Genomic DNA, 16,802 nt, shown 5'->3' with positions numbered 1-16,802 from the left:
GTCAGCGGGCGGCGACGGTTTGGGGAGCGGCGGGCGCGGCCTGATAGCCGCCGCCCAGCGCGCGGATGAGGGCGATGTCCAGCGTGAAGGCGCGGGCCTGCAAATCGGCCAGGGCGCGACGGTCGGTGATGAGGGTGTCCTCCGCCGTCAGCACGTCCAGGTATGTGGAAAGCTTGCCCTCGTACCGGGCGGTGGCGATGCGATGGGCATCGGCGGCCGCGGCCATGGCGTCGCGGGCGTGGGTCAGCCGCGTTTCCAGCGCGCGGGCGCTGGCAGCGGCGTCGGCCACGTCCTGCAGTGCCTTGGCCACCGTGCCGTCGTAATCGGCGACGGCGGCGTCGTAGTCGGCCCGGGCACCCCGATACTGGGCGGCAAGCGCCCCGCCTTCGAACAGGGGCAGGCTGACGGCCGGGCCGACGCTGCCGATGGTGGCGCCGGATTTGGTCAGGGCGTTCAGGCCCAGGGTCTGCACCCCGAAATAGGCCGCCAGGTTCACGTTGGGATAGAAGGCGGCCTTGGCCACGGCGATGCGCTTGGCCGCCGCCTCCACCGTCAGGCGGGCGGCCACCACGTCGGGACGGCGGCCCAGCAGATCGGCCGCCAGGTTGGCCGGCAGGCCGAATGCCTTCAGGCTGGCGCCGGCCGGCGGCTGGATGGACAGGCCCCGGTCGGGCCCGGCGCCCATCAACGCGGCGAGGCGGTTGCGGGTCAGGGCGATGGCCTCGTCCTGGGCGGCCAAGTCACCCCGGGCTGCCGCCTCGCGCGCTTCCGCCTGGCGGACAGCGCCCAGGGTTTCCAGCCCGTTCTCCCGCCGCTGGCGTACCAGATTCGTGCTGCGCACCCGCACGTCCACCGCCTCGGCCGCGGCGTCGCGGTCGGCCGCCTGCTGCGCCAGGTCGGCGTAGGCGGCGGCGATACCGGCCGATAGGGTCAGGCGGGCCTGCGCCACCTCCGCCCGCGCCGCCTCGGCGTCCGAGGTGGCGGCCGCCAGGCTGGCGCGGTTCTTCCCCCAGAAATCGAAGTCATAGCTGAGGTCCAGGGTGGCGCGCGGCACCTCGTGATAGCCCTTGGGCACGAAGGCTGGCGGGAACAGGTAGCGGTAGCTCTGCTTGTCCTCCGTCACCTGGGCGTTGGCGGTCACGCTCGGCAGCAGGGCGGCATCCGCCTGGTCGGCCAGGGCCTCGGCCTTGCGCAGCCGCGCCGCCGCCGCCGCCAGGTCCGGCGCGCCGGCCAGCCCTTCCTCGATCAGCGCATCCAGTTGGGCGTCGCCATAGGCGGCCCACCACCGATCCTGCGGCCAAGCGACTGCGGCGATGGCGGGAGAGGAAGGGGCAAAGCTGGCTTGTGTGGCAAAGCCGGCGGCGGCGCGCGGCGCGGGCGCCGGGCCCACCTCCGGTACCCAGGCACAGGCGGACAGGCCCAGGAGTGCTGCGGACAGGCACAGGGAAACGCCCAGGCGCTGCAACGGGCGGCTGGGAAGGGAAGCGGGGGCGGACATGAGGGCCTACTGGCATAAATAAACCGTACGGTTTGGTTTTATGGGCTTGCGTGGCGATCTGGTCAAGCCATAAACGTACCGTACGGTTTAGTTATGAAATGTTACGCCTTGCCGTCGCGGAACCGTACGGGCATGGTCGCCGCCATCGACCACGGCCCACCAAATCCAGCCGGCTGGCCAGCCTTTAGGAACGCGCGCCATCATGAAGGTGAAGACCGAAGCCCGCCGCCAAGCCATCCTGGACGCCGCCGGCGCCCTATTCCAGGAGGTCGGGTTCGCCGCCGCCTCCATGTCCGAGCTGGCGACGCGGGTCGGCGGGTCGAAGGCCACGCTGTACAGCTATTTCCGGTCCAAGGAGGAACTGTTCGTAGCCGTCATGGCGCATGCCGCGGCGGAGATGAAGCAAGCCTCGTTCGAGGCGCTGAACCCCGACGACGACGTTCGGGAAACCTTGACCCGCTTGGGCCGCATCTATCTGCGCTTCGTCTTGTCGCCCTGGGCCATGTCCATCCGCCGCATCGCGGTGTCGGAAGCGGCGCGGTCCGAGGTTGGGCGGCTGCTGTATGAGAACGGCCCCAAGGTGGGCTGGTCGAAGTTCGCCGCCTATCTGACCGTTCTGATGGACCGGGGCCGCCTGCGCCGGACGGACGCCGACCGCGCCGCCGCCCACTTCCGTGGCCTGGTGGAGGCCGAGCACGTGGACCTGGTCATGCTGGACGCCAAGGAGAAGCCTGGTCCCGCCGCCATCGACACGGCGGCGGACTCGGCGGTGGACGTGTTCCTGCGCGCCTACGCCGCCGGCTGACCTGGCCGCGTCACAGGCTGGAGAAGCCGCCACCCGCCGCCTTGGGCGTCAAGGGGGCGGCGCCAAAACCGCCGACGGACACGGGCTGCTGCGCCTGGAAATCGTCTATAGCCGCCATGATGTGGGCGATGAAGTCACGCTCGGCAGCCGACAGGCGCGGGCTCCAGATGTCGAAGATCATGACCACCCGCACTTGGTCGCTGTCGTTCCAGGCCTCATGCTCGATGGTGTCGTCGAAGGCCCAACCCACCCCCACCTTCCATTCCCGCGTCTGGTTGCCCACGCGGAAGCCGCAGCCCGGCGGCACCACCAGGGGCAGGTGCACCACCAGGCGGGTGTTGGCGACACCGGTATGCGGCGGGATGCGTGTGCGAGGCTTCAGGACGGAGAACATGGCGGCGGGTGACCGGCGGATCATGCGCGGCTGCGGCATCTGCTCCAGCACGGCCATGGTCCTGGGCGCGCGGTCGGCGTTGCCGGGCACCGGCAGGCCGTGCTGCAGCAGGTGAAAGGCGCTCCACCGTGGGGAGCGGTTCAGTTCCGCCCATTGGTCCAGGGGCAGGCCATCGCGATAGTCGATGTAGGGCATAAAGGCGTCGGCCAGCGCCTCGTCGGCCAGAATGGCCGCCAATTCCGCCTGGATGTCGGCCGTGGCGGCCTCCAGCGTGGGCAGCCATGGGCATTCCTCGCGATCGTAGAACTCGATCGCCGGCATGTCGGGATAGTGATAATGCGTCGGCTGCTGGGTGTAGACCTTGCGCCGGCCCAGCACCTGGTCGGTGAAGAAGGCCATGCGCCGGGCGTCGGCGCTGGTGCCCCGCGCGGCACCCTGGTCCACCACCGGGCGCAGGAAATCGGCCATCTCCTGGACATGGGCGGCGTGGGCCTTGCGTGCCTGGTCCAGCGCCCGCTGAGTCGGCGGATCCAAATTCTGCTGCGTCTCGCCCAGGGCCACGGCCACGCCGTAGGCCTCGCCCGCCTCGCGCTTGCGGCCCAAGGCCTGCAGCAGCGACGCCCGCATCAGCAAAGCCATGAACAGCCGAGGCTCCACCGTCAGCACATGGTCCACCGCCGCCAGCGCGTCGGCGTGGCGGCCCATGGCGCGGCGGGCCGCCGCCAGATTCAGCCACAGCGGCAATTCCCCGGGCGACTGGCGCAGCGCCTCTTCCAGGATGGCGTGCGCGTTCGCGTAATTGCCTGATTTCATGGCCGCCATGGCGGCCGCATTGGACCGCTGGGCTGGGACATCAGGCTGCATCGTTGCTCCCCGTTGTAGGCGCCTTAACACCGCCATGGCAGCACAACTTTGGCCGCAATGCTAGGGATGTGAGCCCTAACCTTTTGGAAAAGCGCTTAATTGCACCGCCGTTGTGCAATCTTCCAAGAATGGAAGCACGACATTGCATCTAATACTGATCGCATCATCAAAATAAATATAATGCCAGTTACGAAGCAGTTACCAAAATCACGATGCGTTATTAAGATTAAGTGTCACTGAAACGTGACATAGACTCGCTATATGAATCGTTATTATCGCGTTTAGTTGACGCTCGTTTTTCACTCCTCAAAAACTCTGCTCCAAGCGATCCGGCAGCCTCAGCCCCTTTTCAGCACGGGGATTGCCGGCGTGACCGTCAAGACGCCGTTACAGGCGGTTGGGTGGAGAAGAGACAAGTGAAGAAAATGACAGACCGGGGACGTTTGCTCACGTCGACGACATTGATGGGGACCATGCTGGCCGGTTCCATGGCCGCATGCGTGATGGCGATGGCGGTGGGCACCGCCGCTGCCGCGGAGGACGATCTGCAGGAAATCGTCGTCACCGGGTCGCGCATCAAGCAGGCCGCGAACCTGAGCAGCGACAGCCCGCTGACCACGGTCACCGACAAGGAAATGAAGCTGCAGGGCACGACCAACGTCGAGACCATGCTGAACCGCCTGCCAGGCGTGACCGCCGACCAGACGCAGGGCGTGTCCAACGGCGCCAGCGGCACGGCCACCATCAACCTGCGCAACCTGGGCCCCTCGCGCACCCTGGTGCTGATCGACGGCCGCCGCATGGCCGGGGGCGACCCCAGCTATCCCTACGCCGACGTGAACTTCATCCCGGCGGCGCTGGTGGACAGTGTGGATGTGGTCACCGGCGGCGCCTCGGCCGTCTATGGCTCCGACGCCGTCGCCGGTGTCGTCAACTTCAAGATGAAGCGCGATTTCGAGGGCGTGAAGGTCGACTATCAGCTGTCGGCCGCCCAGCACGACAACGACAACAAGGAAGCGCAGACGGCGCTGAAGAACTTCGGCGTGTCCGTTCCGGGCAGCCAGTTCGACGGCTTCGTGCGCGACAGCAGCTTCATCATCGGCGCCAACGCCCCCAACAACCGCGGCAACGTCACCGCCTATGCGACATACCGCTGGACGGAGCCGGTGAAACAGTCCAGCCGCGACTGGTCCGCCTGCTCCCTTTCCGTCTCGGGCGCCGACAACGACAGCCACGTCTGCCAGGGGTCCAGCAACAACACCTATGGCCGTTTCCGTACCAACGGGTCGGGCACCGGCCTGTCGCTGAACCCGGACGGCTCGTCCACCTTCGTGCCTTACACCAACGCCCTGTCCTACAACTACGGGCCCTACAACTACCTGCAGCGCCAGGACGAGCGGTACACGGGCGGCGCCTTCGCGCACTATGAGGTCAGCCCGGCGTTCGACGTCTACACCGACTTCATGTTCATGACCGACCACACCCGGGCCCAGATCGCCCCGTCGGCCATCTTCAATTCCGCCCTGTACAACATCAACTGCGACAACCCGCTGATGTCGGCGTCTGAAGCGACGGCGCTGTGCGGCAGCAACGCCGGCACCAGCACCAATTGGTCGGGCACCATCGGCCTGCGCTTCAGCGGCTCGGGCATGGAGCGGTACGACGACATCCGCCACACCGATTACCGCTATGTCATCGGCACCAAGGGCGATCTGGGCGGCGGCTGGAGCTATGACGTCTCGGCCCAGCACTCGGAAGTGATCTACACCGAGCATTACGAAAACGACGTCTCCATCTCCAAGGTCCAGAAGGCCCTGAACGTCGTGAACGTGAACGGGGTGGCCACCTGCCAGTCCGTCATCGACGGCACCGACCTAAACTGCGTGCCGCTGAACATCTTCTCGCTGAACGGCATCAGCAGCGACGCCTGGAACTACATCAAGACCACCTCCTTCAAGGAAGGCAACGTCACCCAGGACGTGGTCCAGGGGTCCATCACCGGCGACTTCGGTCGGTTCGGGATGCAGAGTCCGCTGGCCAACAACCCAGTCGCCATCGCCTTCGGCACCGAGTACCGCAAGGAAGGCCTGAATCTGAAGGTGGACGAGGAGAATTCTTCGGGCGACCTGGCCGGCTCCGGCGGCGCCACCCAGAACTCCAGCGGCTCCTACGATGTGAAGGAAATCTACGGCGAACTGCGCGTGCCGCTGATCGAGGGGCGGGAGTGGGCCAAGGCCCTGGTGCTGGATACCGGCTACCGCTGGTCGGACTACAGCTCGTCCGGCGTGGTCGACAGCTGGAAGGCCAGCCTGACCTACGCGCCCGTCTCAGACCTCAGCTTCCGCGGCGGCTACAACCGCGCCGTCCGCGCCCCCAGCATCCTTGAGCTGTATTCCACCCAGACCGTGGGCCTGACCTCCGCCTCCGATCCGTGCGCGGGTTCCAGCCCGTCGGCCACGCTGGCCCAGTGCGCCCGCACCGGCGTCACCGCCGCCCAGTACGGCACCATCGCGGAATGCACATCCTCGCAGTGCAACGTCCTGACCGGCGGCAACACCGCGCTGAAGCCGGAAACGGCCGACACCTGGACCATCGGCACCGTCATCACCCCGACCTTCCTGCGTAACTTCTCGGCAACCGTCGACTATTTCGACATCCGTGTGACCGACCTGATCAGCACCCTGTCGGCCTCGTCCGTGCTGAACCAGTGCCTGAACAGCGGCGACAGCTATTACTGCAGCCTGGTGCACCGCGCCAGCAACGGCAGCCTGGCGCTGACCGGCGGCTACATCATCGATACCGAGCTGAACACCGGCTACCTGAACGAGCAGGGAGTGGACATCGGCCTGAACTACCTGGTCGACCTGGAAGACCTGAACGTCAAGGACCGCGGTTCGGTGCTGTTCAACTTCAACGGCACCTGGATGGCCAACTACCTGGTGCAGCAGCAGCCGGGCGAAAGCGCCTACAACTGCCGCGGCCTGTTCGGCGTGACCTGCGGCCAGCCCATGCCCATGTGGCGCCACACCATGCGTGTCACCTGGCAGACGCCGTGGAACGTCGACCTGTCCGGCAACTGGCGGTACATCGGCGGCGTAAAGCTGGACCAGAACACCAGCAACGCCCTGCTGTCGGGCGACTACGACAAAGCCGACGGCCGCATCAACAGCTACAGCTACTTCGACATCGCCCTGTCGGCCACACTCTACGACCACTACACGGTCCGCTTCGGCGTCAACAACCTGTTCGACAAGGATCCGCCGATCCTGGACAGCAACGTCTACGGCATCGCCGGCACGTCCAGCTACGGCAATGGCAACACCTTCCCCGGCATCTACGACACCCTGGGACGGACCTTCTTCCTGGGTGTGACCGCCGATTTCTGATTGGCGATCATCCCGTTTCAAGACGAACGGCGGGTCTTCGGACCCGCCGTTTTCCTTTGTTGGCAATATCTTGTGCAAAATAAGATTGTATCGATGATTTTCGATATACCGGTCCCACCCGCTTGGCGCTAGGCTGCGTCCCGCGTCAGCCAAGGCCGGGGCACGCCGGCCCTTCGATACCGGGAGAAATCCGCCCATGAGCACGCCCACCAATCACCAGATCCGCCTGGCGGCCCGCCCCGTCGGCCTGCCGAAGGACAGCGACTGGCAGCGCACGGAAGAACCGGCGCGCCCGCCCGCCGAGGGCGAGGTGCTGGTGCAGACCCTGTACCTGTCGCTGGACCCGGCCATGCGCGGCTGGATGAACGAGGGCAAGTCCTACATCCCGCCCGTAGGGCTGGGCGAGGTCATGCGCGCCGGCGGCATCGGCCGCGTGGTGGCCAGCGCCGCCCCCGCCTTCACCACCGGCGACTACGTCAGCGGCGCGCTGGGCGTGCAGGAATACGCCACCCTGTCGGCCAAGGCCCTGACCAAGGTCGATCCCGCCCTGTCGCCCCTGCCCGTGCACCTGAGCGCGCTCGGCATGCCGGGCATGACCGCCTATTTCGGGCTGCTGGACGTGGGCCAGCCCAAGCCGGGCGACACTGTGGTGGTCTCGGCCGGCACCGGCGCCGTCGGCGCGGTGGTGGGACAAATCGCCAAGATCAAGGGATGCCGCACCGTGGCCATCGCCGGCGGGCCGGAGAAGTGCCGCTACGCGGTGGAGACGCTGGGCTATGACGCGGCCATCGACTACAAGGCCGGCGACATCCGCAAGGATTTGCGCACTCACTGCCCCGACGGCGTGGACGTCTATTTCGACAATGTCGGCGGCGACATCCTGGAGGCGGTGCTGGCGCAGCTGGCGCGCAAGGCGCGCATCGTCGTGTGCGGCGCCATCTCGCAGTACAACAACACCACGGCGGTGAAGGGACCGGCCAATTACCTGTCGCTGCTGGTCAACCGCGCCCGTATGGAGGGCATGGTGGTGTTCGACTATGCCGACCGCTATCCGCAGGCGGTGGCGGAGATCGCCGGCTGGATCAAGGAAGGCCGGCTGGTATCACGCGAGGACATCGTGGAGGGTGGCGTGGCCGCCTTCCCCGACACGCTGCTGAAGCTGTTCACGGGGGAGAATTTCGGCAAGCTGGCCCTGAAGGTCGCCGACTGAGCAAGACGGGACAAGACGCGCCCCGGCGGCCCAACCGCCGCCGGGGATCGCGACTTCACGTCAGGCCGAGGCGGACGCCCAGGTGGCGCCGGTAGCAGACCGGGTGGCAGCGGGGGCGCCTTCCCCATCATCCAGGATGGGTACGGCCTGCACGATGATGCTGTTCAGCGTGCGGCACAAGGTGCGGCCCCGTTCCGTCAGGTGCAGGGTGCGGACGCGGTTGTCATGGTGCAGCGTACGCGCCTCCACCAGGTCCGAGGCCCGATTGCCGAACCCGGTGGAAAGGCGGGCAACGATGCGCGACACGGTGTGCGGCTGCGCCCGCAGCAACATCCCCAGCTCCCGCAGGCTGATGCCTTCGTTCTCGCAGATGTACAGGAAACCGCAGGCCTCCTGCAGCGAGAACTGCTCATCCACCGCCCGCATGGCTTCCAGGGCCGCCAGGGGAGCGCTGCGCTGCCGATGGCGGTGGTCGTTCTGATTAGCTGTCATAATGGTGCATGTTCCCCGTGTTGGAGGCCAGGCGCAGGGACGGCCGCACCTGGGAAGCCGCGCGCTGCTTCACTTGCGAGAATGTGAGGTTGGCCTGAGGGTAGGTGGCCATGATGGGCTCGAACAGACGGCGGATCGCCGCTTGATGGTCACCCGCCGCCACGAAGTCGTCTGCCTCTACCTCGATCACGATGACGCTTTTGATCTTCATTTCTGCAAATCCATTTCCTTGGCCCGCCCCACGCCCCCTGGTCGTGCCCCTTCCAGGAACGCGGGACGAAACCGCCCGAAACCGCCAGATCCGCTGTCTCCCGGCCTATCCTCGCCGCCATCAGCCGGACGCGGGATCCGCCTGGTGGTTGCGAAATCAACCTGAGCCATTGCAGAAATGGCACTCATGATCGCTCGGGCCCAACACACCGATGCAACGCTGCAACCAATCCTGGTTCCCGGGCCTAAACCGCCCGGACACCGGGGCCGCCCCTTGGCACTTCAGCCATCTCTTCCGCAGGGCGACACGAATTAGGTGCGCTTTTGTCGTTATACGGACGAGCCGTCAAAAGCTGTCGCTTGCAGGAACGATTAAGGCGCCGATTTTGCCGCCCTCTCGCGAAGGCACGGGGGAGGCCCGGACAAAGCCTGGAACGCCACCCGGCGCCACCCTGAGCGGCGGGGCCGGACCATCTGAAAAGAAATGGGCATTCGCCCTTTACCGGTTCGGGCGTCCCTGACGGGATCCTTTTCGTTGATCCCACGGTAGCGGCCGCACCCGTCGCGCGCCATCCGCCAATCCGCCTATGCGGTCACCGCCCGCGGCCGACTTGGGCCGGACATGAAAAAGGCGGGCGCCCATTCCTTTTCAGATGGTTGCGGCCCCGCTCCTGGGTATTTCAATGAATGGATTATAGAAGGTCAGCGCATCGGCAGGGGAATCACCTGGGCGGACGCCATTTCCTCCCAATCCAGGGCTTGGTCGGCGCCCAGCATCGCCTCCTCGTCGCGGTCCCGCTCCCGGATGGCAACGAAATCCTGGATCTGGTCCATGAACAGACGCACCAGGTTCGGGTCGAAATGGGCGCCGGCCTCGCCGGTGATGTGGGCCAGGGCCCGAGACAGGGGCCACGGCTCCTTATAGGGCCGGGCGGACATGAGCGCGTCGAACACGTCCACCAGGGCCACGATGCGGCCGGACAAGGGAATGGCGGGGCCTTTCAGTGCCCGGGGATAGCCCTGGCCGTTCCACCGTTCGTGATGGCTCAGGGCAACCTCCGCCGCCAGGTCCAGCAGCGGCAGGCCGCTGCCCATGAGGATGCCGGCGCCGATGGTGGTGTGGGTCTTCATCACGTCCCATTCTGCGGGGGCCAGGGGGCCGGGCTTCAGCAGGATGGCGTCGGGGATGCCGATCTTGCCCACGTCATGGAGGGGGGCCGCCAGCGCCAGCTGGTCGGCGAATTCAGCGTCGCATCCTGCCAGCAGCGCCAAATGACGGGCCATCTGCCCCACCCTGTCGGTGTGGGAGGCGGTTTCGTTATCCCGCAAGGCGCTGGCGGATCGCAGGCGGTTGATCATTTGCGATTGCGCTTCACCCAGCTGGGCCCGCGCACTGACCAGCATGACTTCCGACCGGCGGCGCTGAGCCACCTCCGTCGCCAGGATGCGGCTCATTTCCGTCAAGCGGTCGGGGGGCGGTGGGGCCACGAGCGTCCGGCGGCGCAACACCTCGCGCACGGCCACGGCCGCGGCCAGGGCGGCGGTCAGCAGGGCGGGCCAGTATCCGGCCAGGTGCGCGGCGTCGGCCACCAGCAGGGCCCCGGCACGCATCACGACGATATCCATAACCCCGCTCCTTCTACCCACGAAGGCAGTCTTGGCGGGAAGTGCTTAAGGATTTGCTACCGGCCCCTAAGTAATAGACCGCTTGGCCAATGGCATAAGGAGTACCACCTAGGACCCAGCCCACCCCTGCTTGAAGTCGCCGGCACACCTGGTCACGGCCACACCGGCCGTGGCGTCGCTCGCCGGGTGGGTAGCTTTGGCGGTTCGCAAGTCCGGCTAAACCTGGACCTGCCGGTGCCCGGCGGGGTATGACGGTGAGGCGCCCTTCCACCCCCCACCGCCCGAGGACAGCCATGCCGGACCAGACCGTCCCCCCCGCGTCGGACGCCGCCGCAAAGCCCGCGCCGGGTACGCCGCCCCTGAAGGTGGCCATCCTGCCGGTGACGCCGTTCCAGCAGAACTGCTCCATCCTGTGGTGCACGGCGACCAAGCGGGCGGCGGTGGTCGATCCTGGCGACGGCGTCACTCAGATCAAGGAATTCCTGGCGCGCCAGGGCCTGACGCTGGAACGCATCCTGGTGACCCACGGCCATGTCGACCATGCGGCCGCCGTGGCGGACCTGGCGGCCGCGACCGGCGTGCCGGTGGAGGGGCCGCAGCTGGAGGACAAATTCTGGATCGACCGCCTGCCGGAAGACGGGGCCAAGTATGGCATGCTGTACGCCAAGTCCTTCACCCCCACCCGCTGGCTGAACGATGGCGACACCGTCATGGTGGGTGAGTTGACGCTGGATGTGTTGCATTGCCCCGGCCATACCCCCGGCCACGTGGTTTTCATCCATCCGGCTTCTCGCTTGGCCGTCGTGGGCGACGTCATTTTCCAGGGCTCCATCGGCCGTACCGATTTCCCCCGTGGCGATCACGCTGCCCTGATCCGGTCCATTCGTGAGAAGTTGTTCCCCCTGGGCGACGACATCACCTTCCTGCCCGGCCATGGCGAGCCCTCGACCTTCGGCCAGGAGCGGCGTAGCAACCCCTTCGTATCCGACCGCGCCGTGGCGCGGGGCTAAGCCCCCGCCCCCTTTCTGGAAAGTCCCATGGCCAGTATCACCGACGCCCTGAACGAGGCCTTGCGCCATCACCGCGAGGGCGCCCTGGGCCATGCCGAGGTGATTTACCGTCGCATCCTGGCTGTGGCACCGGCGGAAGGCGACGCGCTGAATCTTTTGGCCGTGCTGTGCCTGCAGACGGGTCGGGCGGAGGAAGCCCTGGACCTCGCCGGCCAAGCCACGCAGGCCAACGCGGCGGCCGCCGCCTTCCACGTCACCCGCGCCGACGCGGCCGCAGCACTGGTCCGCCCCGCGCTTGAGGCGGACTGCCTGGAGCAGGCCCTGGCCCTGAATCCGCCCGCGCCCCAGGCGGCGGGCTGGCAGCGGCGGCGGGGCCGCGCCCTGGCGGCCATGGGGGACGCGCCGGCCGCCGTGCGGGCCTTGAAGGCCGCCGCCGCCCTGGCGCCGGACGATATCGACATCCTGGATGACCTGGCGGTGACTCTGACGCGGGCTGGCTTGACGGACGAGGCGGAAACGGCGTTCGCCGAGGTCCTGCGGCGACAGCCCGGCCACGCTGGCGCGACGCGCAACCTGGTGAGCCTCTGGCTGAACCAGGCCGGCGACCACCTCTCCCTCTCCGAGGGGGGCGCTCCCCAGGGGTCCAGCGGCCACCGGGCCACGATCGCCGCCACCCTGGCCCGCCGTGCGGTGGAGTTGGATCCCGGCCGGCGTGAGGGCTGGGCGCGGCTGGGGTTGGCCCTGATGGCCCTGAACCAGCCAGAGCCGGCGGCCGACGCCCTGCGCCGGGCCCTGGCCCTGCCCGGCATGGCGGACGAGACGGCCGAAATCCTGATCAACCTGGGCTTCCTGGAAACCCGGCTGGGCCACTTCGATGCCGCCGCCGCCGCGTTGGACCAGGCCGAGGCGCAGGACCCCGGCCGGGCGGAGGTGCTGAACCACCGGGGCGTATTGCTGCACGCCCAGGGCCGGCTGCCGCAGGCGGCGGATGTCCTGACCCGCGCGGCCGCCACAGCGCCGGACGACCACCGGCCGCTGACCAATCTGGCCACGGTCTTGAAGGACCTGGGCGACGATGACGGGGCCGAAGCGCTTTACCTCAAGGCGCTGGCCCTGGCGCCCGGGGAACCGGCGGTGCACTGGCAGCGGTCGCTGGCCCGCCTGTTGGCGGGTGACCTGGCCATGGGTTGGCAGGAATATGAATGGCGCCACCAGACCGGCCAAATGCCGCCGCCGGACCCCAGCTTGACCGTCCTGCCGGAATGGCGGGGACCGGATCCGACGGCGATGGCAGGCACACGCCTGCTGGTGCATGCCGAGCAGGGACACGGCGATACGCTGCAATTCGCGCGCTACGCCGCCCTGCTGGCGGGGGCGGCCAGCCGGTTGGGCCTGGCCCGCGTCGGTCTCATAGTGCAGCCGGCGTTGGCGCGGCTGATGGCTCTGAGCCTACCCGGCGTGACGGTGGTTCCACCCGGCGCCACGGTCAGCGCCGCCGATTGGGATGCCCGCGTCCCGCTGATGAGCCTGCCGCACCGCCTGGGCACGACGCTGGAAACCATTCCAGCCCAGTGTCCCTATCTGACGCCGCCGCCGGTGGAGGGCTGGCGGGCGCGGCTGGCCCAGGCCGTGCCGGCGGGCATGCGGGCCGTGGGCCTGGTATGGGGCGGCGACCCCCGCCCGGACGACCCCGTATCGGCCTTGATCGACCGACGCCGCAGCGTGCCCTTGGCGGTGCTGGCTCCCCTGGCCGCCGCGGATGACGTCCGTTTCATCAGCCTGCAGAAAGGCACCCCGGCCGCACAGGCAGCCACGGCGCCCTTTCCTCTGCTGGACTGGACGGGGGAGTTGCGGGACTTCGCCGACACCGCCGCGCTGGTGGCCTGCCTGGATCTGGTCATTACCGTGGACACGGCGGTCGCCCATCTGGCGGGGGCCTTGGGCCGGCCGGTATGGGTGCTGTCCCGCACCGACGGCTGCTGGCGCTGGTTGCGCGATCGCGCCGACAGCCCCTGGTACCCCACCCTGCGCCTGTATCGTCAAGAGAGTTGGGGCGATTGGTCAGCCACGGCGCGCCAGTTGGCAATCGACTTGGTTGCGAAACCAATCCCCTGAAAATGTTATCTTTTTGATTGATCGCGCATCGAAACTCGGCCCCCGCGGCAATCTCTGATCGCAAGCAGGGCGAAGCCGCGTCCTATCCTAACGGTAGAGTTGCGAAAAAAATTTGTGCGGCCGCGTCAATTTTGTTAAAGTTATTGTTGAAAAATTTACTGTGGCGTGAATCCGCCACCCCCGACCACCTTTTCGCCGGTCTTTTCCAAAGGACTCGTCCCTGGGAAGCCCCTCGAAACCAGAGGTGGAATAAGGGGTCCGAACCGATGTCTTCCTGGCCTGCGCACGTCCCTTACGGGCGCGTGTCGAATATTTCCGATTGTCTCCTAACCAAGGACCGAAGTCCATGGCCCTGGATGGCGTGTTAAGCACTGGCTCCGTCTACACCCAGATCCCCAACGGGACCCTGGCGACCTTGGGCTATGCCACCAACGACACCTCGGCCGAGGCGACGGCCGGTTCGTCCACGCCTGGTTCGCCCACGCCTGGTTCGTCCACGCCTGGCGCCGCCTCCGGGGGAACCTCCACGGCGGGGGAGGAGACGACGTCGCGTCTGTCGGCGCCCGCCTACATCAGCCCGGTCGTCACATATGACAGTCAGGCGGCCATCGCCATCACCCAGTTCCGCGACAGCACCACCGGTGCCGTCGATTATCAAATCCCCTCCCGCCAGGTGGTGGAGCAATATCGCCTGCGCGCGACCGGCGCCCCGCATTACAAGGGTGGCAATCCGCTGTTGCCGGCCGAAGTGACGGCCCCCTCCAACGACCAGTCGGCAGCGGGCGCCACCGCGTCCAACACCAGCACCACCGCCTCCTCCGCCGGCACCACCGGCGCGTCGTCCACCAGCACGGGCGGCGCCGGATCGGGCAGCGCCCTGATAAGCCCCCTAGTGGCGGCGGTGACCTTGGGTGCTGCGGCCGTCAACGTGGTCGCCTGACGCCTCTTCCCCGTACAGGCCAATGGCCGTCGTCCGCCTGGTAGGGCGGGGCCTGCCTGCTTTTCCGATCCAGTCCGCGATTTGTTTTGAACCGGCATGCCGCTCGCGGCCATGCTGCGGGCCTATCGCGTGGAGCACCGGCCGGGACGGCACGATCACTATGGCTACCGTTGAAGACAGGCTGAAGCTGGCGCTGGACCACCATGAGGCCGGCCGCCTGGCGGAGGCGGAACTGCTGTATGGCCGCGTGGTGGCCGTGGCGCCAGATCATGTCCAGGCGCTTTATCTTTGGGGCATGGCTGCCCACGAGCGCGGGGACGACCAGGTGGCGCTGGCTCGGCTGGAACGGGCCCATTACCTGGCGCCGGACATTCCCGCCATCGCCCTGCTGCTGGCCACGGTGCGCCAGGGCCAGGGTCAGCCCGATGCCGCCGAAGCGCTGTATCGGCATGTGCTGCAGAGGGAATCTGGCCATGCGCAGGCCGCCGATGCCCTGGCGACATTGCAGGAGCGCCGCGCCGCCGCCCTGCTGGAGCAGGGGCACGCCACCGACGCGCTGCCTCTCTATGAGCAGGCTGCGGCCGCCCGGCGCGGGGCCGGTTTGGTGCCAAGTCCCGAAACATGGAATAGCCTGGGCGCCTGCCTGCTGGCGGGGGGGCGAACCGCGGAAGCCATTTCCGCCTTCCAGGCGGCCGTGGCCGCGGATCCGCGATACGGTGAGGCGCTGTCCAACCTGGGCGGCGCGCTGAAGGCGGCCAAACGGTTGGACGAGGCGGCGGCCAGCTACCGCCAGGCTCTGGCCCTGTTCCCCCGGATACCCGAGTTGCACACCAACCTGGGCACCGTGCTGAGCGAACTGCAACGGCCGGCCGAAGCCCTGGCCGCCTACGAGGAGGCCGTGCGGCTGAACCCCGCTTTCGTCGGCGGCTGGCTGAATGTGGGCATGGGCCGGCGCGCCATGGATGATTTGCACGGCGCGGTCGATGCCTACCACCGGGCTTTGGCCCTTGATTCCACCTTCCACCGCGCCTGGACCGCCCTGGGCGCCGCCCTGTACGACCTGGGCCGACTCGAGGATGCGGCCCAGGCGGCGGAAAAAGCGCTGGCCCTCAAGCCCGACGCGGTGGAGGCCAACTGGAACCTGGCGCTGGTATCCCTGCTGCTGGGCCGATACGCCAAGGGCTGGCCGCTGTATGAATGGCGACGCCACAGCCGCACAACCCCCCTGCGCACCTTCGACCGCCCGGACTGGGACGGCGGGCCCTTCCCGGGTCGTACCCTGCTGGTCCATATCGAGCAGGGCCTGGGTGACATGCTGATGGCGGCGCGCTATCTGCCGCTGGTCGCCGCCCGGGGCGGCCGCTTGCTGGTGGAGACACCGCCGGAGCTTGCGGCCCTGTTCCAGGGGTTGGCGCATCCCGGCCGGCTGGAGCTGGCGCCCACGGACCAGCCGCTGCCCGCCTTCGACCTGCAGTGTCCCGTCATGAGCCTGCCGGGCCTTTTCCAGGCCGGACTGGCCCCCATTCCCAACAAGCTTCCCTATCTTTCCCTGGACGGGCTGCCGGGAGAAGACCACCGCCGCGCGCGCTGGCGTGACCGGTTGCGGGGGGCCATGGCGGATCCCGGCGCCCTGAAGGTCGCGCTGGTCTGGGCCGGCAACCCGAACTTCACCGGCGACCGTTGGCGCTCCCCCCGGCTGCCAGCCTTCGCGCCGGTGCTGCGTGTGCCGGGGACGCACGTCTTCAGTATCCAAATGGGCGATGGGCGGCGAGATCTGGCGGACGCAGACCTGCCCGCCGCCTTCACCGACCTGGCCCCGGACATCAAGGATTTCGCCGATACCGCCGCCATCCTCGCTGAGGTGGACCTGCTGATCAGTTCCTGCACCGCCCCGGTCCATCTGGCCGGGGCCCTGGGACGGCCGGTGTGGGTCATTCTGCCGCAGATCCCCGACTGGCGCTGGGGCATGGGCCGCACGGACAGTGACTGGTACCCCAGCGCCCGCCTCTATCGGCAGGAGGCGCGCGGGGATTGGCGTCCGATCATGGCCCGGGTGGCCGCCGACCTGGCGCGGCGTGTCGCTGATACCGCTATCGAGGCGCCTTGATCCATGTTAAGGATCCGTCAACAGTTGGTGATGTATTGAACCATCGTGGTGAAGGCCGGCACGACGGGTGAACCCTGAGACATAGACAAAACGTCTAAAATTTTATCAATCGTGCCTTGACTCCGTCACAGAAACCAGTCATCAC

At 67.6% G+C, this 16,802-nt stretch carries 12 protein-coding genes; 7 read left to right on the top strand and 5 right to left on the bottom strand.

Features of this window, described 5'->3' with window-relative positions; genetic code table 11:
- Position 1 precedes the first annotated feature (1 nt).
- Positions 2 to 1,498 (bottom strand): efflux transporter outer membrane subunit, encoded by a 1,497-nt coding sequence (locus FBZ87_RS03100; protein WP_145608884.1) that lies wholly within the window; start codon positions 1,496 to 1,498, stop codon positions 2 to 4.
- Positions 1,499 to 1,700: 202 nt separating this feature from the next.
- On the opposite strand from FBZ87_RS03100, the gene FBZ87_RS03095 reads away from it, so the two are divergent.
- Positions 1,701 to 2,303, top strand: a complete 603-nt coding sequence (locus FBZ87_RS03095; RefSeq protein WP_145608883.1) for a TetR/AcrR family transcriptional regulator — start codon at positions 1,701 to 1,703, stop codon at positions 2,301 to 2,303.
- 10 nt (positions 2,304 to 2,313) lie between these two features.
- Here the strand turns inward: FBZ87_RS03095 and FBZ87_RS03090 are convergent, their stop codons facing one another.
- On the bottom strand, positions 2,314 to 3,561 hold the full coding sequence (locus FBZ87_RS03090) for an aspartyl/asparaginyl beta-hydroxylase domain-containing protein (protein ID WP_211106825.1): 1,248 nt from the start codon (positions 3,559 to 3,561) through the stop codon (positions 2,314 to 2,316).
- A gap of 473 nt (positions 3,562 to 4,034) precedes the next feature.
- On the opposite strand from FBZ87_RS03090, the gene FBZ87_RS03085 reads away from it, so the two are divergent.
- Both FBZ87_RS03085 and FBZ87_RS03080 read left to right on the top strand, forming a co-directional pair.
- Positions 4,035 to 6,947: a TonB-dependent receptor domain-containing protein gene (locus tag FBZ87_RS03085; RefSeq protein WP_246134205.1), complete on the top strand. Its 2,913-nt coding sequence runs from the start codon at positions 4,035 to 4,037 to the stop codon at positions 6,945 to 6,947.
- A 196-nt stretch (positions 6,948 to 7,143) separates the two neighbouring features.
- Entirely contained in the window at positions 7,144 to 8,157 is a 1,014-nt protein-coding gene (locus FBZ87_RS03080) for an NADP-dependent oxidoreductase (protein WP_145608880.1), read from the top strand.
- Positions 8,158 to 8,217: 60 nt separating this feature from the next.
- Here the strand turns inward: FBZ87_RS03080 and FBZ87_RS03075 are convergent, their stop codons facing one another.
- The 3 genes from FBZ87_RS03075 to FBZ87_RS03065 form a co-directional block, all read right to left on the bottom strand.
- On the bottom strand, positions 8,218 to 8,649 hold the full coding sequence (locus tag FBZ87_RS03075; RefSeq protein ID WP_145608879.1) for a helix-turn-helix domain-containing protein: 432 nt from the start codon (positions 8,647 to 8,649) through the stop codon (positions 8,218 to 8,220).
- Positions 8,639 to 8,860 carry a hypothetical protein gene (locus tag FBZ87_RS03070; RefSeq protein ID WP_040842923.1) on the bottom strand — a complete coding sequence of 74 codons (222 nt, stop codon included), beginning with the start codon at positions 8,858 to 8,860 and terminating at the stop codon, positions 8,639 to 8,641. Before FBZ87_RS03070 ends, FBZ87_RS03075 begins: the two co-directional genes overlap by 11 nt.
- Before the next feature lie 701 nt (positions 8,861 to 9,561).
- Positions 9,562 to 10,485, bottom strand: a complete 924-nt coding sequence (locus tag FBZ87_RS03065; RefSeq protein WP_145608878.1) for an HD-GYP domain-containing protein — start codon at positions 10,483 to 10,485, stop codon at positions 9,562 to 9,564.
- Positions 10,486 to 10,778: 293 nt separating this feature from the next.
- Between FBZ87_RS03065 and FBZ87_RS03060 the strand changes: the two genes are divergently transcribed.
- The 4 genes from FBZ87_RS03060 (at position 10,779) to FBZ87_RS03045 (ending at position 16,657) form a co-directional block, all read left to right on the top strand.
- Positions 10,779 to 11,495: an MBL fold metallo-hydrolase gene (locus FBZ87_RS03060; protein ID WP_145608877.1), complete on the top strand. Its 717-nt coding sequence runs from the start codon at positions 10,779 to 10,781 to the stop codon at positions 11,493 to 11,495.
- A 27-nt stretch (positions 11,496 to 11,522) separates the two neighbouring features.
- The gene (locus FBZ87_RS30005; protein WP_145608876.1) at positions 11,523 to 13,610 is read left to right on the top strand and encodes a tetratricopeptide repeat protein; all 2,088 of its coding nucleotides are present in this window, start codon (positions 11,523 to 11,525) and stop codon (positions 13,608 to 13,610) included.
- Positions 13,611 to 13,956: 346 nt separating this feature from the next.
- A complete protein-coding gene (locus FBZ87_RS29050) occupies positions 13,957 to 14,550 on the top strand; it encodes an RAD23 family protein (RefSeq protein WP_186454540.1) in 594 nt (197 codons plus the stop codon).
- 160 nt (positions 14,551 to 14,710) lie between these two features.
- Positions 14,711 to 16,657, top strand: a complete 1,947-nt coding sequence (locus FBZ87_RS03045) for a tetratricopeptide repeat protein (protein WP_186454539.1) — start codon at positions 14,711 to 14,713, stop codon at positions 16,655 to 16,657.
- Positions 16,658 to 16,802 lie beyond the last annotated feature (145 nt).

The sequence above is a fragment of the Nitrospirillum amazonense genome (assembly GCF_007828035.1).
Taxonomy (GTDB): Bacteria; Pseudomonadota; Alphaproteobacteria; order Azospirillales; family Azospirillaceae; genus Nitrospirillum; species Nitrospirillum amazonense.
The sequence above is the reverse complement of the archived record's forward strand: the minus strand, read 5'-3'. Positions and strand labels throughout refer to the sequence as shown.